Genomic DNA, 20,069 nt, shown 5'->3' with positions numbered 1-20,069 from the left:
TGGCTTCATCGCCGACTCCCGGGGTGAGGGTCGCCCGGCGGCGTGCCGCGCGGCCTGCCGTCAACCTAACCCGGCACCGCGCAAGACGAAAGGGTCTGGCCGAGATCGGGTGCGCGGCAGCGCATTACGCTGGGCTCGTGGCTTCGGCATCCCGCCTCTCGACGAGCGTCCTGCTCACGTGCGCGGCGATCGGCGTCGCGACCGGGGCGCTCTCCGCCGGGGCGGGGGCCATCAGCGGGCCGGTGTCGGCGGCGGTCCCGCTCGTCTACGGACTCGTGCTGGGCGTCCACGTCCTCCCGGGCGTGATCGCCCAGGATCTGCTGCGCCGACCGTGGGTGGCACTGATCACCCACCTGATCGCAGCGCTCGTCGCGAGCGCGGTCGTGCCGCTGTGGATCGGACGCTACGTCGGCACCGCTCTGCTGATCGGCGCGCTGCAGGAGGGCATCGCCGCCCTCGGCCGTTACCGGCGGTGGGACGCGTGGCGGTTCTTCCTCGGCGCGGTGATCGTCGGCGTGCTGATCGCGGTGCCGATCTGGTTCGCCGCGGACGTGTCGCGGTTCGCCGTGTGGGGCCAGATCGTCTATGTCGGCCTGTTCATCCTCGGGCCGGTCCTCTGGACGGCGGTCGGACTCGCGGTCGGCGCCGCGCTGCGCCGGGCCGGCGTCGCCCGCTCGAGCCGCCTCTGAGGGCGCGCGGCGGGCTAAGTTGGAGATCACCCGTCGCCTCTTCTGGAAAGTCCCGTGACCGCATCCGAGCGTGATCCGTCCGCTCCGGCACCGGAGCGTCCGAGCCCGATCCTCCGCGTCCACGAGGTCGCGATCACCCACGCCGGCGAGACGACCCCCGCTCCGGCGGACGTGTCGTTCGACGTCGCCGTCGGGGAGGTCGTGCTGCTGCTCGGACCGAGCGGCTCGGGCAAGTCCACGCTCACGCTGGCGCTCGACGGGCTGATCCCGCACGCGGTCCCGGCCACCGTAACCGGCCGCATCGAGGTCGCCGGGCGCGACACGGCCTCGGCGAGCGTGGCCGAACTGAGCACCCACGTCGGCATGGTCTTCCAGGACCCCGACGCGCAGCTCGTGACCGGGACCCTCCTGGATGAGGTCGCGTTCGGTCCGGAGAACCTGCGGATGCCGGTGCAAGACGTCCTCGCGCGCGCCGAGCGGGCGCTGCGCCGGGTCGGGCTGTGGGAACGCCGGGGCGAGAACCCCGACCGCCTGTCGGGCGGCGGCCGGCAGCGGCTCGCGATCGCCTGCGCCCTCGCCATGGGATCACCCCTGCTCGTTCTGGACGAGCCGACCGCGAACCTCGATCCGCAGGGGATCGACGAGGTGTACGCCGCCCTGAAGGAACTGGTCTCCGACGGCGCCCACGCGATCGTGCTGGTCGAGCACGATCTCGACGCCGCGGTCGGATTCGTCGACCGTGTCGTCGTGCTCGATCAGGCGGGCAGGCTCGTCGCCGATGGACCGGTGGATGCCGTGCTCCGCGACCGGGCGGAAGAGCTCCACGCGCTGGGCGTGTGGCTGCCCACCTCCACTCTCGCGGGCCTGCGGCTGCGCCGGGCGGGCTACGCGCTCGACCCGCTGCCGCTGACGCCGGACGAGCTGCGCGCCGCGCTCGAGGACGCTCCGGCACCGGCATCCGTTCCCGTGGGCCGCGTGATCGCGCGCAGGGCGGCGAGGATGCCGGACGAACGACCCGTCATCGCGGTGCGCGCGCTCACGCTGCGCCGGGGCCGCGACACGGTGCTCCGGGACATCGACCTCGACGTCGCGCGCGGTGAGTTCATCGCCGTCGTCGGTGGGAACGGGGCCGGGAAGACCACGCTCGTGCAGGCGATCGCGGGCGTCATCGTCCCGCCGCGCCGGGCGGTCCGCATCGACGGGCGCGATGTCGCACGGCTCGGCGCGCGCGAGCTGACCGAGCGCGTCGGGTTCGTCTTCCAGAACCCCGAGCATCAGTTCATCGCGGCCACGGTCGCGGCCGAGCTCGCCCACGGCCTGCGGCGCCGCGGTCTGGACGACGACGCGGTGCGGGCGCGCACGGCGGAGGTCCTGGACCGCTTCGGTCTGAGCGAGAAGGCCGAGTCGCATCCGTTCCTCCTCTCCGGCGGCCAGAAGCGCCGGCTCTCGGTCGCCACCGCCCTCGTGACGGGCGCACCCGTCCTGGTCCTCGACGAGCCCACGTTCGGCCAGGACCGTGCCCGCGCCGACGAACTCCTGGGCCTCCTCTCCGAACTCAACGACGCCGGCACGACGATCGTCTTCGTGACCCACGACATGCAGCTCGTCGCGGAGTACGCCGACCGTCTGGTCGTCCTCGCCGACGGACGCCTCATCGCGCACGGAAGCACCGCCGAGGTGTTCGGCGACCGGGACGTCGTCGCGCGGGCGGGACTCCGGCTGCCGCCGCTCGCCCGGGCGCTGAGCGGCGTGGCGCGGCATCCGGAGCTCGCCGGCATCTCGCGTCTGAAGGATCTGCCGGAGGCGACCTCGTGACCGCGACCGGGCCGACCGTTGCCGCGCAGGTGTCGCGCATGCGGGAGGACCCGTACGCGGATGCGGTGACCGCGGCGCCCGTCCGGTTCCTGTATCGCCTCAATCCGCTGGCGAAGCTCCTCGCACCGGTCCCCGCGATGGTGCTGCTCGTCTTCGTGCGCGACCTCGCGACCCCGCTGGCCTTCCTCGCGCTGACGTACGGGATCCTGCTGGTCGGCGTGAGCTTCACCCGCCGCCTCGTCCTGCTGCTGGCGGTCGCGCTGCCGCTCGGTGCGCTGCTGATCGGATTCGGCTTCTCGCTGTGGATCGATCCCGCGAACGTCGATCGGAGCGTGACCGTCTGGCAGGTCGGCTCCTGGACGCTGTACGGCGGCGCGGTGGCGACGGGCCTCGCCACCGGCGTACGGATCGCGGCGATCGTCGCCCTGAGCCTGATCGTGGGCCTGTCCACCACCGGCCCCGACCTCGTCCGCTCCACCGTGCAGCAGCTCCGGGTGCCGTATCGCATCGGCTACACCGCCCTGGCGGCCTTCCGCTTCGTGCCGCGCTTCGGCCATGAGCTCGAGGTGATCCGCCACGCGCACCGCGTGCGCGGCGCGCATTCCGGCCGCGGACCGTTCGCCCTGCTCGCCCGGTGGGGCGGCTACGTGGTCCCGCTGCTGGCGGGCGCGATCCGGCACGCGGAGCGGGTCGCGCTCGCGATGGACGCGCGCGCGTTCGGCGCCCACCCCGACCGCACGGAGCGCCACATCGTGCCGTTCCGTGCGCGGGACACCGTGTTCATCTGCCTTTTCGTGGCGGCATCCGCCACGATCTTCCTCGTCGTCGCGTCGTCGCGCTGACATGCACGAGAGACCCGCCGCGTGGTGCGACGGGCCTCTCGTACAGACGACGGAGCGGACTCAGCCGGCGATCAGCGCGTGATCGTGGTCATGGCTCAGGCCACCACCACCGGCGCTCCAGGTGTCCTGGGGTCCGGCCGGGTCGGGCAGGTTGAGCCCACCGGGAACCGAAGCGCCGCGGACACCGTTCACGAGCTCCGTGGAGTACGAGTACGCCAGCACCGCCGTCGCGATCGCGTCCGAGTTGACCTCGAGCGCGTGCATGTCGATGTTGCCGATCGTGTCGCACGCCTGGTGGTAGCACGGGTCGAAGGCCTCGCCCGCGGTCCCGCCCCAGATCGCCGCCTGCTCGTCGGACTTGACCTCTTCGGCGCCCGTGAACAGACCACCCGCGGGGATGTCCGCCGCGATGAAGGCCTGGTAGTCGCTGCGACCGCTGAACTCCGCGTCGTCGTAGGGCTCGCCCACGCTCGTGAAGTACCGCTCGAACAGGTCCTCGATCTCGACCGAGCCGTCCGGCACGGGTACCGGTGCCTCGAAGCCCGACTGGTCACCGTCGTACACCATGAAGATGTAGTTCGGCGAGGCGATCATGTCGAAGTTGAGGTACAGCGCGATCCGGTCCTTCTCGGCCTGCGGGAGTTCCTCGACGTAGGCGGTCGAGCCGAGCAGACCCTCCTCCTCCGCGCCCCACCACGCGAGACGCACGGTGTTCTGCGGCTTGAGCTTCGTCATGTTCTGCGCGATCTCGATCAGCGCGGCAGACCCGCTGCCGTTGTCGTTGATCCCCGGGCCCGCGGGAACGGAGTCCAGGTGCGCGCCCGCCATCACGACGTTGGCCGTGTTCTTGCCGGGCAACTCCGCGATCACGTTCTTCTGCGGGTAGTTCACCGGCTCGGGGACGTTCACGCGCGCCGTCGATCCGGCGGACGCAAGCGATGCCCCGGCCTCGTACGACGTGCCGACGACCGGGATCAGCAGCTCGTCCGGGTTCGCGCCGATGAGCGTGATGTTCGTCAGCACTCCGGAACGCTCGGGGGTGTTGCCCTGGTTCATGATCACGACCGCCTCGGCCCCGGCAGCCTGCGCGTTCGCGGCCTTGATGCCGAATTCGCACGTGCCGCGCTGCACGAGGGCGATGTCAGCCTCTCCGGAGAAGTCGAGCCCGGCGAAGTCGGTCGCCTCGCAACCGCTCGTCACCGCGGTGCCGTTCGGCTGTCCCAGCACGAGGTCGACGGGGATGATCGTGCCGGTGACGTCACTCGAACCGGTCCCGGCGGGCGCCTCGTTCTCCCACGTCGCGGCCACCGGTGTGAGCTGCTGCAGGTCGGAAGCGGCGCGGACGAAGTAGTCGAACTCGTCGATCGACACCTTCCATCCCGCCGCGGTCAGGGTGTCGACGACGTAGTCGACGCTTGCTTCGTAGCCGGGCGTGTTGGCGGCGCGGTTGCCGCCGTTCGCGTCGGCGATCGACTGCAGCGCATCCATGTGCTGCTTCACGCCGTCGGCGCTCACGCACTGCGTGAGCTTCGCGATCGTGTTGTTGTTGCGGTTGTCGCACGCGGCGGCCGGTGGTGCGGCCAGCGCACCGGTGGCCGGCGCGAGCGCCAGCGCGAGAGCGGCAGCGGTCGCCGTGGTGACGGCGAGCGCTCTGCGGGAAGGTCGTACAGATCTCTTCATCGTGATCTCCTTCATCGGGGGATGTGCCGGGTTGTGGCACCGCCCTCGACGCTACGGGGTCAAGCCGCCGTGGTACACCCCTGGTGCACGCGCACGAGAAGTCGTGCGCGCACACGAGCAGACCGGATGCCGCGCGAGCGGCATCCGGTCTGGAGGAAGAGCTCAGCGCTTGCCGACGATCTGGCGCGAGACGATGTCGCGCATGATCTCGTTCGTGCCCCCGTAGATGCGGTGCACGCGGGCATCGAGGAAGGCGCGGGCGATCGGGTACTCGGTGATGTAGCCGTAGCCGCCGTGCAGCTGCACGCCGATGTCCAGGAGCTCCCACTCGCGGTCGGTCGCCCAGAACTTGACCTTCGCCGCCTCTTCGGCCGTGAGCTTCTTGTCCTTGTACAGCAGCATCGCCCGGTCGATGTAGGCCCACATGACGTCGACCGTCGTCGCCATGTCGGCGAGCTTGAAGCGCGTGTTCTGGAAATCCGCGATCGACTGCCCGAACGCCTCGCGGCTGAGGGTGTAGTCGCGGGTCCAGACGAACGCGGCTTCTCCGGCGGCCGCGGCGGCGACGCCGATCGACAGACGCTCGAGCGGCAGGTTCATCATGAGCTGGATGAAGCCCAGTCCCTCCTTGCCGCCGATCAGGTTCTCTTCCGGCACGAAGACGTCGGTGAACGAGAGTTCGGCGGTGTCCCAGCCGTGGAAGCCCATCTTCTCGAGCTTCTTGCCGTGGTCGAAGCCCGCCATTCCGTTCTCGAGGATCAGCAGGCTGAAGGCGTCGGGACGATTGCCCTCACCCGTCTTCACGAACGTCACGACCATGTCGGCGGTCTTGCCCGAGGAGATGAACGTCTTGGCGCCGTTGACGACATAGCCGCCGTCGACCTTCTTCGCGGTGGTCTTGATGCCGCGGAGGTCGCTGCCCGCACCCGGCTCGGTCATGGCGAGCGCGCCGAGGATCTCACCGGTCGCCATCCCGGGAAGCCACTTCTGCTTCTGCTCGTCGGTTCCCATGTGCACGACGTACGGCACGGCCAGGTCGTCCTGAATGCCGAGCGCGCCCGCGAGCGAGCCGAGACCCGCGCCGATGACCTCTTCGTTCACGATCGCGCGGAAGCGGTAGTCCTGCAGCATGCCGGCGCCGCCGTACTCCTCCGGCACGGCGAGACCGATGATGCCCGACTCGCCCGCGGCGCGCAGCGTCGCGCGATCGACCTCGCCGTCGGCGTCCCACTGCTTGCGCTTCTCGTCGGTCGCGTAGCGCTTGATGAACTCCTTGACGACGTCGCGGAATGCTTCGTGGTCTTCGTCGTAGATGTCGCGCTCCATGGTGCGCCGTCCTCTCGTCCTCGAGTCTGCGGATGCCGGCAGCCGATCGGCCTGGAATTGCATCTCAGCGACTATGGTACTCAGTTTCACCGATCGGATGCCGGGGCCCGGCATCCGATCAGGGGTAGGTGGGCGCCGCCGGAAGACCGAAGAACTCCTCGAGGGTGTGCCATCCGCCGTCGTGGTACGCCTTCGCCAGATCGGTGCCGATGAAGCGCAGGTGCCACGGCTCGGGGTCGTAGCCGGTGATCGGCTGGTAGCCCGCTTCGTAGCGGACGATCCACCCGTACTGCCAGGCGTTCGCGGCTATCCACTGTCCCTGCGCGGTCGCCGCGAGGTCGTCCAGGGTGCCGCAGCCGTCCGCGCACGCGACGACGTCGGCGGCCAGACCGGACTGGTGCTCGCTGTAGCCCGGGCGTGCGCTGGTGAGGTCGGCCTGCGCCGCACCCTGCGCGCCAACCTGATTGCCGTAGGTCTCCTGCTGGGTCTGAAACGAACGGAATCCGCTGAGGAGGGCGATCTCGCCGACCCCTGCCGCAGCCGCGCCCGAGGCCATCGCCGACAGCGCGGCGGCGGCATCTGCCCGCAGCGCCCCGCCCTCGATGCTGCGCACGCCGCCGGGAAGCTCGAGGCTCGCCGGGCGGTAATCGACGGGGTTGTGCGGCCGGGTCTTGTTCAGCACGACCCAGACGCGCGCCGAATCGTCGAGGCGCACGCAGCCCGCCGTTCCGCCGGCGACGGCGGCGCGGAAGGCCTCCGGTCCGCCGGCCGCGGCGATCGCAGCGGCGTCGTCGCCCGCGGCGAGGGCGTCGGCCACCCCCGGCCGACTGCAGACGTCGAGGGCCGCCGGTGCGGCCGACACCGTCGGCGCCGGGATCGTCTCAGCGGTCGCGGGCACGGGTGCGCTCAGGCGCGCCGTGACCTCGGGCGCGTCAGCCTCGCCGGCCTGCTGCGGGGTGAACAGCTCGGGGCCGCCGAAGGCCGCCGTGACCGAAGCGGCAGAGACGAGCATGAGCGAGGTCGCGACGGCGAGCGCGGCGATCCCGACGCGGGCACTGCGATGGCCCGCGTGCTGCGGCGCCGTGATCGCCCGGTGGCCCTGCAGAACCGCGACCGCGCGCGCCTCGCGGCGGGTCGGCGCGAGGGGGACGGCGCGCGCGCCGACCCGGGTCGGTGTCCGCCCCGTCGACGGCCGGCGCGAGCGTCGCTGAGGACCCGGATCGTCGAGCACGGGGAGCGGACGCGTGGTGGTCGGGGGCTCCGGGGCGCGCTCGAGGACCCGTTCACGCTCAGCTCGCGCTTGCCGACGGGTCTGTGGGGGGATGTGCGGTTCGGGAGCCGTCACACGCCCCATTCTTGCCTGAACGGGCGCGGCGGTCGACAGCTCTTTCGCTCTTTCGATTCTTTGTACGAGTACGTATTGACACACATTCGTTGTTCTGTTCCCATAGAAGCATGCGGTGGCAAGGACAGGAACTGGGCGTGACGGATGCCGCCGCCCTGCCCGGTCTGGAACAGCTGAACGGGCTGGTGCGCTCGGTGACCACACCCGAATTCGCCGACGTGACGTTCCACGAGGTGATGTCCAAGAGCGCGCTCAACCACGTGCCGAGTGCCTCCGCCATGCCGTTCGACTGGACCGTGAACCCCTATCGGGGCTGCAGTCATGCATGTGCCTACTGCTTCGCCCGTGGAACGCACGAGTACCTCGAGCTCGACGCGGGACGCGATTTCGACTCGCAGATCATCGTCAAGATCAACGTCGCGGAGGTCCTCGAGAAAGAACTGCGCCGCGGCAGCTGGGCGCGCGAGCCGGTGATGCTCGGGACGAACACCGACCCGTATCAGCGTGCCGAGGGACGGTATCGCCTCATGCCGGCCATCGTAGGCGCGCTCGCCGAGTCGGGGACGCCGTTCTCGATCCTCACGAAAGGCACACTGCTCAGGCGCGACCTGCCGCTGCTGCGCGAAGCCGCGGCATCCGTCGACGTCTCACTGGCGATGTCGATCGCCGTGTTCGACGACGAACTGCAGAAGCTTCTCGAACCGGGGACGCCCTCGGCCGCCGCGCGACTCGAGACCGTGCGCGCCGCGACCGAAGCCGGGTTCCGCGTCACGGTCTTCCTGATGCCGATCCTGCCGCACCTCACCGACTCGATCGCCGCCCTCGATCACGCCCTGACGCAGATCGCACAGGCGGGCGCCGTCCGCGTCGTCTTCGGGGCGCTGCACCTGCGCCCCGGCGCCAAGCAGTGGTTCATGCAGTGGCTCGGGGAGCGGCATCCCGAACTCGTCTCGTCCTATCTCGGGCTGTACCCGGGCGCGGCGGCGAACGCGCCGAAGCCGTACCGGACGTGGCTCGCCAAGCGTGTCCGACCTCTGTTGCGCGTGCACGGGCTCGACGGGCGCGCCGAGGAGGACGCGCCGCGCCGATCCCCGATGCCGGGGCTCGCCGCGCGTCCGCAGTTCGTGACCACCTCGCGGGGTCGCGAGGCCGAGGCGGCACGGCTGTTCTGACTTCCTGCAGGAGAACGGCGCATCCGCAGGACCTGATCTCTCGGATCGTCCTGCGGATGCGCCGTTCTCGTGTGGGGCGTGCGCGCTACGCGGTGAGCTCGGCCTCGGACGGCATCCGGCCGGCCAGCTCCTCGATCGTGTCGTCACCGGGACGAGCGTCCTGGAACGGCGCGTCGATCTCGGCGCGCTCGAGCATCTCGGTCATCTTGCGACGGCGCTGGCGGGTGATGAGCGTCACGACCCGGCCCGCCTTGCCCGCGCGACCGGTACGGCCGGCGCGGTGCAGGTACGTCTTGTACTCGTCCGGCGGGTCGGCCTGGATCACCAGATCGATGTCGTCGACGTGGATGCCGCGCGCGGCGACATCGGTCGCCACGAGCACATTCACCCGACCCGAGGTCAGTCGCTCGAGGTTGCGCGTGCGGCGCTGCTGGTTGAGGTCGCCGTGCAGGGAGACGGCGGGGATGCCGGCGTCATCGAACTGCTCGGCGAGCATCTCGGCGAACGCGCGCGTGCGCGCGAACACGAGGGTCTTGCCCTCGCGGTCGACGAGCTGGTCGAGGATCTGCGCCTTGTCGCGGTGCTCGATCACCAGGACGCGGTGGTCGATCGTGCTCGAGGCCTGATCTTCGCCGGCGACCTCGTGAACCGAGGGATTCACCAGGAACTCGCCCACGAGCGCGGAGACCTCGCGGTCCAGCGTCGCTGAGAACAGGAGCTTCTGGGATCCTTCCGCGGTCTCGCGGAGGATGCGCTGGACGGGCTCGAGGAACCCGAGTTCGCACATGTGGTCGGCCTCGTCGATCACCGCGACCATGACCTCGCTCAGGTCGAGCTTGCGCTGCGTGATGAGGTCTTCGATGCGGCCGGGCGTGCCGATGATGATGTCGACGCCCTTCTTGAGCGCCCCGACCTGGCGGGCCTGGGGCACGCCGCCGTAGATCTGCGTCGTGAACAGGCCGACGCTGCGCGCGATCGGCTGGATCGTGCGGTCGATCTGCAGCGCGAGCTCGCGCGTGGGCGCCAGGATGAGCGCCTTGGGCTTGCGGCCGAACTCGCGGCGCTTGCCCGCGCCGGCACGCAGCACGTTCTCGACGAGGGGGGAGCCGAACGCGATCGTCTTGCCCGAACCGGTGCGCCCACGGGCGAGCACGTCGCGCCCCGCGATGATCTCGGGGATCGTCGCGGCCTGGATCGCGAACGGGGATGCCGCGCCGAGGTCGGCGAGCGTGCGGACGATGTTGTCGCCGAGTCCGAGCGAGCCGAAGGTCACGCCCTCGACGTCGTTCGCCTGGATCGCCTCGGCCTGCAGACGCTCATGGACCACGTCCACGTGCTGCTCGTGGGCCTGCGTGCGCTCCGGTCCGCGCGACCAGTCGCTGCGACCTGCGGCGTAGCCGGCTCCGGAGGCCGCACCGGCGGCGCGACGGGGCGCGCTGTCGCGACGCGGACGCTCGTCGGAGGACCGCTGCGGGCGATCGTTGCCGTACGCGCGACGCGCGGGACGATCCTCGTTCGAGCGACGCGCGGGACGGTCGTCATAGGAACGCGCCGGGCGATCGTTGCCGTACTCCCGGCGAGCGGGACGCTCGTCGTTCGAGCGACGCGCGGGACGGTCGTCGTACGACCGCGCCGGGCGATCGTTGCCGTACTCCCGGCGAGCGGGACGATCCTCATTCGAGCGACGCGCGGGACGGTCGTCGTACGACCGCGCCGGACGGTCGTTGCCGTACTCGCGACGCGCCGGACGCTCGTCGTTCGAGCGCCGCGCGGGACGGTCGTCATAGGAACGCGCCGGACGGTCGTTGCCGTACTCGCGACGCGCAGGACGCTCGTCGTTCGAGCGACGCGCCGGACGGTCGTCGTACGACCGCGCCGGACGGTCGTTGCCGTACTCGCGACGCGCAGGATGCTCGTCGTTCGAGCGCCGCGCAGGGCGCTCGTCGTACGACCGCGCCGGACGCTCGCCCTGGGCGTGCGAACGGATGCCGCGCGCCTCGTCGCGGCCGGCGCGCTGGGTCGCCGTCCACCGGGTCTTCGGGGCACTGGATCCTGCGGCAGTCTCTTCGGGTGCGCGGTAGCCGCGATGGTTCGGGCTCTTGCTGCCGGGCTTGGCACCCGTGCGGGTGCGGTCGTGGAACGAGGTCTTCTTCTCGCCGTACCGCGGCTCGAAGTTCTTCGCGGCGCGGCCGCCGGCGGGCTTCTTGCTCTTGGGCATGATGTGTCCTTCTGGGTTGTCTCAGCGCAGAACTGCACTCGCGCGCGGCGCACTACCCGCCAGTTCGCACTGACGCGCATCGCCGCACACCGCTTTGCGCGGTACGGAGTTGCCCGGACTGTCCTCGGCCGGGGGCCATTCAACGTGATGGTCGCCGGAGCGGATTCGCTCCCACCATCGGCCCCTTGGACTCACAAACCCACCCGCGCATCACGCGCGGTGTCCGAAGCCGACACTCGAGACTAGCGGATGGCGCTCCCCGCGACCTGGGAGGACGCCTGTCGCTCGGCATCCGCCGCTCTACACTGGCGCCATGACCGCGAGCTCCGCCGCCGACTCCCTCGCCCCCACGACGACGCTCCGCGCCGAATCGGAGGCCGTGTACGCGGCCGCGGCGGCCGGGGTCCTCGGAGCGCTGTACGGGCTGATCGTCGCTTTCGTCGCGCCCGACCTGCCGCTCGCCGACACGGACGGCGCGTTCGGCCTGCTCGCGGCGGCGGGGGCGGCGGTCGTCGCCGCCGGATCCTCGACCGCCGGCTACTGGCGCTCGCGCAATCGCCCGGGGCAGGAGTGGCGCAAGGCGCTCCCGTCGTGGAAGTTCACCGTGAACACCGTCTCGGTTGTCATCGTGCACACGGCCCTGACCTTCCTCGCCGTCCTCGCCGGCTTCCGGCTGCTCGCGCTCGGCTTCATCGGGCTGCCGGTGATCACGTTCTGGGCAATCGTGCTCATGACCGTCTCGCTCGGTCTGAGCGCCTATGTGGTCTACCTCTCCGTATCCCGGATGAACACCCAGCGCATGTCGACGCTGCTGATGGCGTTCGTCGTGATCGGCACGCTCACCGCGATGCTCACCACACCCGACCCGGAATGGTGGAAGGTCCACTTCAGCCAGCTGGGGTCGTTCCAGGACCTGTCCAGTTACGTCTTCAACGGCACGCTGATCGCCGCGGGGCTGCTCGTGACGACTTTCGCGGTCTACCTGGCGAACGACCTGCGGGCGCTCGTCGACGCCGGCGTCCTGCAGAACGAACGCGCCCCCCGGACGGTGTCGACGCTCTTCGTCGTGATGGGCATCATGCTGGCCTTCGTCGGGGTCTTCCCGGTGAACGTCAACCTGCTGATGCACAACCTGTCGGCGAGCGGTATGGCGGTGATGTTCCTCGTGCTGCTGATCGCGGGGCCCAGGCTGCTGCGTGGGATGCCGCGCACCTACTTCCTGTCCGCGTGGGCGTTCCTGGCAGCCACGATCGCCTCCGTGATCCTCTTCGCGGTCGGGTACTTCACCCTCACCGCGTTCGAGATCGTCGTCTTCGCGCTCATCTTCGGGTGGATCGCGGTCTTCATCCGCTTCCTGGGGGTCACGGGGCAGAGCGAACGCGCCGCATAGGGTATTGGATTGGCCGCGGAAGTCCAAAAAGGATACTCTCAACCCAAGCAAAGACTGCCGGGGGGGGAGCCTTTTTGCCCACCAGCACCGACGATCCGGGGGACGAAGCGGCTGCGCCTGAGCACCTGTGAGGCGAGAGCGCTGATGCTCTCGCCTCACGAAAGGCCAAGACCGCAGCCGTGGCCCTCCTCGCCGACGCACCCTCATCCCTCCGCCTGGTCGCGCCCCGGCGCGCCGCTTCGCGCGCCCTGACGACCCTCGGTACCGGTAACGCCTCGCAGGTCGGCTATGCCACCGCCGCGCTTCTGGTCATCGGCCTGCTGATCTCGATCGCGACCACTCCCGACCCCCTGTGGTGGCACCTGCACTTCAGCAGGCTCGGCACCTTCGCCACGTTCTCGGGGTACGTGTTCAACTCGACGATCATCCTGACCGGGGTCGGTGTGGTGTTCTTCGCGCACCGCCTGCGGCGCCAAATGCGTCAGCACGCCGGTACCGCCGTTCTGCGCAACCGGCGCTCGGCGACCTTCGTGCCGATCATGGTGGCGTTGCTCGGCATCCATCTGTCCTTCGTCGGCGTGATCCCCGTGAACCTCAACGAGTTCTGGCACGACCGCTCGTCCACCGGCGCCGTGTTCTGCTTCGTGATCGTGCTGTCCTCGACGAAGTGGATGCTGCGCGGCATGCACGCGGTGATCGGGCGAGCGAGCCGACGCGTCGGGATCGGCCTGGTCGCGACCGTCGTCCCCTACGTCGCGGGCTTCATCAACCTCGCCGCCTTCGAGCTCATCGTCTTCGTGCAGGTGTTCTCCTGGCTGCTGCTGTTCGCCGGCACGATCGGTCGTCCGGCGGATGCGCCCGCCGCGCCGACGCCGTCGCGGACGGCCAGCATGCACCGCACGGTCGTGGTGGCTCCGCGGCTGCCGGCCGAGGTGGCTGCCGGCCTCTCCCGTCGCACCCCGCGCCTGCGCCCCGAGGTGATCGCGCGTCACACGCCGCGGCCCGAGCGTCGCGAACCGCGGGCGCCCCTCGTGCACGGACGCGCGGCCCGCTTCCAGTCTGCCCGCCGGGTGACGGCCGGCCGGGGCGATCCCGAGCGGCCGGCTCTCGTCTGATCCGCTCGCCGAGAATCGATACATGGCTGAGAACGACCCCCACCCGATCACGGTCGCGATCGAACGGCGCATAGACCCCGCGCGCGCCCCGGAGGCGACCGCGTGGATGCAGGCCGGCACCGATCTCGCGACGACGTTCGAGGGCTTCCTCGGGTCGGGGTGGGTCCGCGCCGGCGAAGGCAGCGACCTCTGGTACATGCTCTACCGGTTCCGGGACATCCCGACCCTGGAAGCGTGGGACGACTCTCCCCAGCGGGCGTGGTGGCTCGATTCCGGCCGCGCCTTCGCGAGCGAGGTCCGCGTCGAACGCCGGACGGGCATCGAGGGCTGGTTCGACGCCCCCTTCGCGACACACGTCGAGAGCCGACGGGGAGCCGACGCGCCGGCCACCGGTCCCATCCAGCATCCGATTCCGGCCGCTCCGCCCCGCTGGAAGCAGGCCGTCACGATCTGGCTCGGTTTCTTCCCGACGAACCTGCTCGCCTCCTGGGCCCTGGGTTACGTCCCGGGATTCGCCGACTGGCCTCTCGTGCTGCGGGTCCTGCTGGCGACGGTCCTGCTCACGCCGGTGATGACGTACCTGGTGCTCCCGTGGGTCACACGGATGCTGCGTCCCTGGCTGCAGCGCTGACCACGCTCTGCGACCGCGGTCCGCGGGACGCGCGGCCCCGGGCGACGCGCTCCTGCGAAGCGCGCGGAATCAGGAGCTTCGGCGAAGACAGGACGATCCGCGTCTGTTCTGTCCTGTTCTGGCCGAAACGCCTGTTCCGGTGCTCAGACCCGGCCGTCGGGGTGCGCGCCGGGCTCCCCCTGCTCGGACTCGGGCTCGGGCTCGGGCGCGGACTCGGACTCGGGCGCGGACTCGGGCGAGGACTCGAACTCGGGCTCGAGCTCGAGCTCACCCTGGGTGTCTGACTCGCCCTCCGCCGCGGGTTCCGCGGCACGCTCGGGCGTCTCCACGTCCGGGCCCTCCTCGATGAGCGGAACGTCGGTCGTCGTAGCGCTCTGGACATCCTCGGTTCCGGGCGTCTCGACGTCCGGGCCCTCCTCGATGAGCGGAACCTCGTCGACGGCGGGCGCATCGGATGCCGCATCCGCGGATTCCGCCTGACCGACGACCGCCGCACCCGCAGCCGCCTCGCGGGCGCGCAGCTCGCGACGCGTGAGGACGGGCACCGCGGCGGCGCCGACGAGCGCCGGCTCGACCGCAGGGACCGACTCGCCACGCCGCGCGGCGCGACGCTCCTTCGCCCCCTCGACGAGGTTGTAAAGGGTGGGCAGCACGAGCAGGGTCAGGACAGTCGAGGACACGAGTCCCCCGATCACCACGATCGCGAGCGGCTGCGAGATGAATCCGCCCTGACCGGTGATGCCGAGCGCCATCGGGGTGAGCGCGAAGATCGTGGCGAGCGCAGTCATCAGGATGGGTCGCAGACGACGCGAGCCACCGGCGATCGTCGCATCGTGGGCGGAAAGGCCCTTCGTGCGGTACTGGTTCACGAGGTCCACGAGCACGATCGCGTTCGTGACGACGATGCCGATCAGCATGAGGACGCCGATGAGCGAAGCCACCCCGAGCGGGACACCCGTGATGATCTGCAGCAGGATCGCCCCGGTCGCGGCGAACGGCACCGACACCAGCAGCAGCAGCGGCTGACGGAGCGACTTGAACGTCGCGACCATGACGATGTAGACGATCAGGATCGCCGCGAGCAGCGCGAGCCCGAGCTGCGTGAACGCGTCCTGCTGCTGGGTCACGACGCCGCCGACCTCGGCGTTCGCGCCGGTGGGCAGCTCGACATCGGCGAGGGCCGCGGTGACGGATGCCGATGCCGTGGCGAGATTGTCCGTCGAGGGTGTCACCGACACGGTGGCGGTGCGCTGTGCGCGCTGCGTCGTGATGGAGGTCGGTCCATCGGACTCCTCGACGGTCGCGATCTGCGAGAGCGGGATGACGCCGACCGCGCTCGGGATCTGCAGGTTCTGCAGCTCCTCGATCGTGGTGGGCGGGTCGGCGACGGCGAGGTAGACCGTGACACCGGTGCCGTCGATCTCCACAGACCCGGCCTGACGGGGCTGCATCGTGTTCGACACGAGCCCGCCGACTGCGACTTCGGAGAGCCCCACCTCGGCAGCGGCCGCGGTGTCGACCGTGACGGCGACGTACGGGAGCGCCGCGGCGAGGTTCGTGGTGACCTGCCCGACTCCTTCCGCACCCTCGACGGCCGCGACGACCGCGTCGGTGGCCTCGAGCAGCGTCGCCTGGTCGGGAGCCGACACGTCGATCGCGATGTCGCTCGAGCCGAAGCCGCCGCCCTGCGTCGACACGGTCACGGTGCCGACGTCGTCGAGCTCGGCCACAGCCGCCTCGACGTCGGCCCGCACCGCGGTCTGATCGGCGGAGGTGTCCGTCGTCACGGAATACGTGATGCCGCCGACGCCGGTGAACGCGTCGCGGACGGCGGAGCCGCTGGATCCGATCGAGGTCTGGACCGTCTCGACCCCGTCGACCGAGAGCAGGGCTGCCTCGACCTCCTGGGCGGCGGCATCCTGTGCGTCCAGGCTCGCGGCCGGACCCACGTCCTGCGAGACGGTGAACGTGTTCTGACCCGAGTCGCCGAGGAAGTTGGTCTTCATCAGCGGCGCCGCGGCGATCGTTCCGGCGAGCACGAGGACGGCGATGATCACAGTGACCCAGGAGTGCTTCAGCGTCCAGGTGAGGATCGGCAGGTAGGCCTTCTGCAGTCGCGACGGGGGTGCGGCGGGGTCCTCGGGATCGATCGCCCGGCCGGCGGCATCCAGAATCGGCTTGGCGGGGCGCAGGAACCAGTACGCGAGGACCGGCACGATCGTGAGCGCGACGAACAGCGACGCGGTCATCGCGATCGTGACGGTGAGCGCGAACGGGCGGAACAGCTCCCCCGTGATGTCTCCGACGAAGGCGATAGGCAGGAACACGGCGACGGTCGTGATCGTGGATGCCGTGACCGCGGCCGCGACTTCGCGGACGGCGCGGAGGATCGACGGCAGCTTCTCGGCGTCGCCGACGTAGTGACGCTTGATGTTCTCGATCACGACGATCGAGTCGTCGACGACACGACCGATCGCGATCGTCAACGCACCGAGGGTCAGGATGTTCAGCGAATAGCCGAACGCCTGGATGCCGATGAAGGTGATCAGCACGCTCGTCGGGATCGAGATCGCCGTGACGAGGGTCGAGCGCACCGACATGAGGAAGATCAGGATCACGAGCACCGCGAACACCAGGCCCAGCAGGCCCTCCTTCGCGAGGGTGTCGATCGATTCCTGGATGTACGGGGCCTGATCGAACACGACCGTGATCTCGGCGTCGTCGCCGATCGCGTCCTGAAGGTCGGGAATCGCCGCGTTCACGGCCTGCGAGACCTCGACGGTGTTGGCCGACGGCGTCTTGGTGACGGCGATCGTGAGCGCGGGCTCGCCGTTCACGCGGGAGATCGAGGTGACCGGGTCCGGACCGAGTTCGACCGTGGAGACGTCCCCGACCGTCACCGCGCCCGCGGCGAACTGCTCCGGAGTGGAGGCGACGAGCGGGAGACCCTGGATCTGCTCGACCGACTCGAGCTTCGTCCCGGTCTGCACGGTGAGGGTCTGATCGCCCTCGGTCACGGTGCCGCCGGGGAACAGCACACCGTTCTGCTCGAGCGCGTCCGAGATCGCCTGCTGCGTGTAGCCGCGCTCGGCGAGGGCGGCGGTGTCGGGCGTGATCGTGACGCGCTGGCCCTGGCCGCCGACGACCTGCGCGGAGCTGACGCCGTCGATGTCCTCGAGCTCGGGGATGACACTCGCGTCGAGCTGGGCCTGGATCGTCTCCTGGTCGCTGTAGCCGGCGACGGCGAGCTGGATGACCGGGAGGTCGTCGATCGAGAAGGACACGACGTTGGGGTCGACGCCCTCCGGCAGGTCGAGTCGGTTGATCGCCTGCGTGATCTTGCCCTCGGCGCGGGTGAGGTCGGTGCCGTACGTGAAGGACGCGCGGACGATCGACGCGTTCGTCGTGCTCGTCGCGGACGTGGACTCGAGGCCGGGCACGCTCTGGATCGCCGTCTCGATCGGCACGGACACGTCGTTGTTGACCACCTCGGGCGAGGCGCCCGGGTACGTCGTGATGATCGAGAGCTGCGGGAACTCGATCGACGGGATCAGCTCCTGCTTCAGGCTCGTCAGCGCGAGACCGCCGAAGACGGCGGCCACGATCGTGATGAGGGCGATGAGCGCGCGGTTCTTGAGGCTCAGGACGGCGAGGTTGGACACAGGGGCCTTCACGGTGCGATGAGGTCTAGCTGCGGATGGATACGCGACTGTATCCGTTCCGATTCTCGCACGTGCCCGGGCCGCTCTCGCCCGTGTCAGCGCGGGATCAGACCGCCGATCACACCGCCGACGAGGAGTCCCACCGCGGCGGCGATCACGCCGCTGACCGCCGTCCCGATCAGATTGAGCCACCCCCAGTCGCGCCTGCCGGTCTGCAGGAGCAGAGCGGATTCGGTCGAGACCGTGCTGAAGGTCGTGTAGCCGCCCAGGAGCCCCACTCCGAGGATCGCGACGACCGGCGCGGCGAGCGCGTCGCCGAGGCCGGTCACGATGCCGAGGGCGAGCGAGCCGGTGACGTTCACGATCAGGATGCCGAGCGGGAAGACCCCGCGGCGGCCGCGCTGGATCGCGACGTCGAGGATGTAGCGGAGGCCGGCGCCCAGCCCACCGGCGAGCGCCACCAGGAGAATCTGCATCGGGGTCATTCGGCGTCCTCCGGCGGCTCGCGCCGAGCGGGATCCCCCGCCGCCGACCGTCCGATGCGCAGTCCCAGAGCCGCCGCCACCAGACCGACGAAGACGGCGATCGCGGCGAGCAGCAGCCCGGTCACCGGGGCGAGGGCCCCCACCTCGCCGACCTGCACGGCGAACGCGCTGTAGGTCGTGAAACCGCCCAGGACACCGGTGCCGACGAAGGCGCGCGCGAGCGGGCGGCGGTCGTCCCACAGTCCCACGACCACCCCGAGGGCGAACGAGCCCGCGATGTTGACCGCGAGCGTGACGGCGGGAAGCACGATCCAGCTGTCCGACTCCGCGACGGGCAGCACCAGCAGCGCCCGCAGCGCCACACCGATCGCACCGCCGAGGACCACGGCGCCGAGGATCCGCCACGAGAACGCGGAGCCTCGGGTGGTCGGGGTGCGCGCCGCCATGCGACCCACTGTAGGGGCCGGGCGGGCGATGACCCGTCAGCCGAGCAGGAGTCGCTGGATCGCGCTCTCCGGCGACAGGTCGAGCGAGAGCAGTCGTCCGCGTTCGTACGCCGAGAACACCGCCGGGTCGATGTAGCTCGCCCGCGCCACAGCCGGCGTGTTGCCGAGCGCCTCCGACGTGGCACGTACGGCGAGGGTCTCGGCGCGCTTGCGCTGCGTCGCGGTGTCGACGGTGCCGATGCGGGCGAGCGTCTCGGCGGCCATGATCGTGCCCCTCAGCGTCCGGAAGTCCTTCGCCGTGAAGGCACCCCCGGTCAGGGCGCGCACGTGGGCGTTCACATCCGCCGGAGTGAGCGGCACGCGCCGGTTGCCGCGGCGATACGACAGCAGCGGCGAGCGCGGACGCCCCGCGCCGAGCTCCGCCATCACCGCGGCGAGCTCCGCGTCGTCGACTTCGATATATGCGCGCTTCCCGCTCTTGCCCGGGAACGAGAGGGTGAGGACGGATGCCGCCACAGTGGCGTCCCGGCGCTGCAGAGTCGTCAGCCCACGACTGCCGTGCCGCTCGAGGTAGCGCGCGGAGCCGATCCGGGGCGCGGCCTGATCGAGCAGACGGAAGGATGCGGCCAGCACACGCTCGCGGTCGAGCTCGTCGCGACGGAGCGCGCTCGTCACCCGTCCGCGCGCGTGCGGCAGGGCGGCGGCCAGTTCGAGCGCGCGGGAGAACTTGCGCCGGTCGCGGCGTTCGCGCCAGCGCGGGTGGTAGAGGTACTGGCGCCTTCCGGCATCATCGATCCCGACGGCCTGGATGTGGGCGTGCGGGTTCGCCGCGATCCACACGTCCTGCCACGCGGGCGGGATGACCAGCGCTCGGATGCGCTCGCGGTCCGGCGCGGGGATCGCGTCGCCGTGCTCGTCGAGATAGCGGAATCCGCTGCCGGAGCGCTGCCGGCGGTATCCGGGGTCTTCTCCCGGGCGTACCCGGACCAGTCGTGCCACGTCGTCTCTGTCTCGTCGAAGGGTGCCGAGGGATCCTCGGCACAGCCGTGAGTGCCTGGCCCGACGGTACGCGCCCGCGTGAGAAGGCACGGAGGGCTTGACACTCGACGGCCCGGCACACGCACGCGCGATGCGCTGGTCAGCGTGATATCACCGGTTTTCGCGGTCCGTCAACCCCCTGCCGCGTTCGCACAGCACAGTGACAGAGTTCTCGCGTGCCCCCCGAGGCATCCGGATCGCGCGTCACCCACGCG

The 20,069-nt window shown here is 70.4% G+C and carries 15 protein-coding genes; 7 read left to right on the top strand and 8 right to left on the bottom strand.

Annotated elements, in window-relative coordinates:
• Nucleotides 1–137 precede the first annotated feature (137 nt).
• The 3 genes from AB0P18_RS03035 to AB0P18_RS03025 are packed head-to-tail and all read left to right on the top strand — an operon-like array spanning nt 138 to nt 3,346.
• A complete protein-coding gene (locus tag AB0P18_RS03035) occupies nt 138–689 on the top strand; it encodes an ECF transporter S component (protein WP_363358875.1) in 552 nt (183 codons plus the stop codon).
• Between the two features lie 54 nt (nt 690–743).
• Nucleotides 744–2,504: an energy-coupling factor transporter ATPase gene (locus AB0P18_RS03030; RefSeq protein WP_363358874.1), complete on the top strand. Its 1,761-nt coding sequence runs from the start codon at nt 744–746 to the stop codon at nt 2,502–2,504.
• 38 nt (nt 2,505–2,542) lie between these two features.
• Entirely contained in the window at nt 2,543–3,346 is an 804-nt protein-coding gene (locus tag AB0P18_RS03025) for an energy-coupling factor transporter transmembrane component T (protein WP_363359103.1), read from the top strand.
• Nucleotides 3,347–3,406: 60 nt separating this feature from the next.
• Here the strand turns inward: AB0P18_RS03025 and AB0P18_RS03020 are convergent, their stop codons facing one another.
• From AB0P18_RS03020 to AB0P18_RS03010, 3 genes are all read right to left on the bottom strand, one after another.
• Nucleotides 3,407–5,026 carry a M28 family metallopeptidase gene (locus tag AB0P18_RS03020; RefSeq protein WP_363358873.1) on the bottom strand — a complete coding sequence of 540 codons (1,620 nt, stop codon included), beginning with the start codon at nt 5,024–5,026 and terminating at the stop codon, nt 3,407–3,409.
• Between the two features lie 162 nt (nt 5,027–5,188).
• Nucleotides 5,189–6,352 carry an acyl-CoA dehydrogenase family protein gene (locus AB0P18_RS03015; protein ID WP_344051242.1) on the bottom strand — a complete coding sequence of 388 codons (1,164 nt, stop codon included), beginning with the start codon at nt 6,350–6,352 and terminating at the stop codon, nt 5,189–5,191.
• Between the two features lie 118 nt (nt 6,353–6,470).
• Nucleotides 6,471–7,697: a D-alanyl-D-alanine carboxypeptidase family protein gene (locus AB0P18_RS03010; RefSeq protein WP_363358872.1), complete on the bottom strand. Its 1,227-nt coding sequence runs from the start codon at nt 7,695–7,697 to the stop codon at nt 6,471–6,473.
• A 110-nt stretch (nt 7,698–7,807) separates the two neighbouring features.
• On the opposite strand from AB0P18_RS03010, the gene AB0P18_RS03005 reads away from it, so the two are divergent.
• A complete protein-coding gene (locus AB0P18_RS03005) occupies nt 7,808–8,869 on the top strand; it encodes an Rv2578c family radical SAM protein (protein WP_363358871.1) in 1,062 nt (353 codons plus the stop codon).
• Nucleotides 8,870–8,954: 85 nt separating this feature from the next.
• Here AB0P18_RS03005 and AB0P18_RS03000 read toward each other — a convergent pair whose 3' ends face one another.
• Entirely contained in the window at nt 8,955–11,087 is a 2,133-nt protein-coding gene (locus AB0P18_RS03000) for a DEAD/DEAH box helicase (protein ID WP_363358870.1), read from the bottom strand.
• Nucleotides 11,088–11,400: 313 nt separating this feature from the next.
• Between AB0P18_RS03000 and AB0P18_RS02995 the strand changes: the two genes are divergently transcribed.
• The 3 genes from AB0P18_RS02995 (at nt 11,401) to AB0P18_RS02985 (ending at nt 14,223) form a co-directional block, all read left to right on the top strand.
• Nucleotides 11,401–12,477, top strand: a complete 1,077-nt coding sequence (locus AB0P18_RS02995) for a DUF998 domain-containing protein (protein WP_363358869.1) — start codon at nt 11,401–11,403, stop codon at nt 12,475–12,477.
• 179 nt (nt 12,478–12,656) lie between these two features.
• Nucleotides 12,657–13,592, top strand: a complete 936-nt coding sequence (locus AB0P18_RS02990; protein WP_363358868.1) for a hypothetical protein — start codon at nt 12,657–12,659, stop codon at nt 13,590–13,592.
• 22 nt (nt 13,593–13,614) lie between these two features.
• The gene (locus AB0P18_RS02985; protein WP_344051230.1) at nt 13,615–14,223 is read left to right on the top strand and encodes an antibiotic biosynthesis monooxygenase; all 609 of its coding nucleotides are present in this window, start codon (nt 13,615–13,617) and stop codon (nt 14,221–14,223) included.
• 143 nt (nt 14,224–14,366) lie between these two features.
• On the opposite strand, the gene AB0P18_RS02980 is transcribed toward AB0P18_RS02985, so the two are convergent.
• The 4 genes from AB0P18_RS02980 to AB0P18_RS02965 all read right to left on the bottom strand — a co-directional run bounded on the left by AB0P18_RS02980 (nt 14,367) and on the right by AB0P18_RS02965 (nt 19,815).
• The gene (locus tag AB0P18_RS02980; protein ID WP_363359102.1) at nt 14,367–17,885 is read right to left on the bottom strand and encodes an efflux RND transporter permease subunit; all 3,519 of its coding nucleotides are present in this window, start codon (nt 17,883–17,885) and stop codon (nt 14,367–14,369) included.
• A 95-nt stretch (nt 17,886–17,980) separates the two neighbouring features.
• Entirely contained in the window at nt 17,981–18,370 is a 390-nt protein-coding gene (locus AB0P18_RS02975) for a CrcB family protein (RefSeq protein WP_363358867.1), read from the bottom strand.
• Nucleotides 18,367–18,816 carry a CrcB family protein gene (locus AB0P18_RS02970; protein WP_344051226.1) on the bottom strand — a complete coding sequence of 150 codons (450 nt, stop codon included), beginning with the start codon at nt 18,814–18,816 and terminating at the stop codon, nt 18,367–18,369. The genes AB0P18_RS02975 and AB0P18_RS02970 overlap by 4 nt, the downstream gene beginning before the upstream one ends.
• A gap of 36 nt (nt 18,817–18,852) precedes the next feature.
• The gene (locus AB0P18_RS02965) at nt 18,853–19,815 is read right to left on the bottom strand and encodes a DNA topoisomerase IB (RefSeq protein WP_344051224.1); all 963 of its coding nucleotides are present in this window, start codon (nt 19,813–19,815) and stop codon (nt 18,853–18,855) included.
• Between the last annotated feature and the right edge of the window lie 254 nt (nt 19,816–20,069).

The organism is Microbacterium sp. NPDC064584 (genome assembly GCF_040687315.1).
Classification (GTDB): Bacteria; Actinomycetota; Actinomycetes; order Actinomycetales; family Microbacteriaceae; genus Microbacterium; species Microbacterium lacus.
The sequence above is the reverse complement of the archived record's forward strand: the minus strand, read 5'-3'. Positions and strand labels throughout refer to the sequence as shown.

Coding starts and splice junctions, on each gene's coding strand:
- AB0P18_RS03025 (WP_363359103.1), top strand. CDS start 2,543: ATGCGGGAGGACCCGTACGCGGATGCGGTGACCGCGGCGCCCGTCCGG.
- AB0P18_RS03020 (WP_363358873.1), bottom strand. CDS start 5,026: ATGAAGAGATCTGTACGACCTTCCCGCAGAGCGCTCGCCGTCACCACG.
- AB0P18_RS03015 (WP_344051242.1), bottom strand. CDS start 6,352: ATGGAGCGCGACATCTACGACGAAGACCACGAAGCATTCCGCGACGTC.
- AB0P18_RS03005 (WP_363358871.1), top strand. CDS start 7,808: ATGCGGTGGCAAGGACAGGAACTGGGCGTGACGGATGCCGCCGCCCTG.
- AB0P18_RS03000 (WP_363358870.1), bottom strand. CDS start 11,087: ATGCCCAAGAGCAAGAAGCCCGCCGGCGGCCGCGCCGCGAAGAACTTC.
- AB0P18_RS02995 (WP_363358869.1), top strand. CDS start 11,401: ATGACCGCGAGCTCCGCCGCCGACTCCCTCGCCCCCACGACGACGCTC.
- AB0P18_RS02985 (WP_344051230.1), top strand. CDS start 13,615: ATGGCTGAGAACGACCCCCACCCGATCACGGTCGCGATCGAACGGCGC.
- AB0P18_RS02975 (WP_363358867.1), bottom strand. CDS start 18,370: ATGACCCCGATGCAGATTCTCCTGGTGGCGCTCGCCGGTGGGCTGGGC.
- AB0P18_RS02970 (WP_344051226.1), bottom strand. CDS start 18,816: ATGGCGGCGCGCACCCCGACCACCCGAGGCTCCGCGTTCTCGTGGCGG.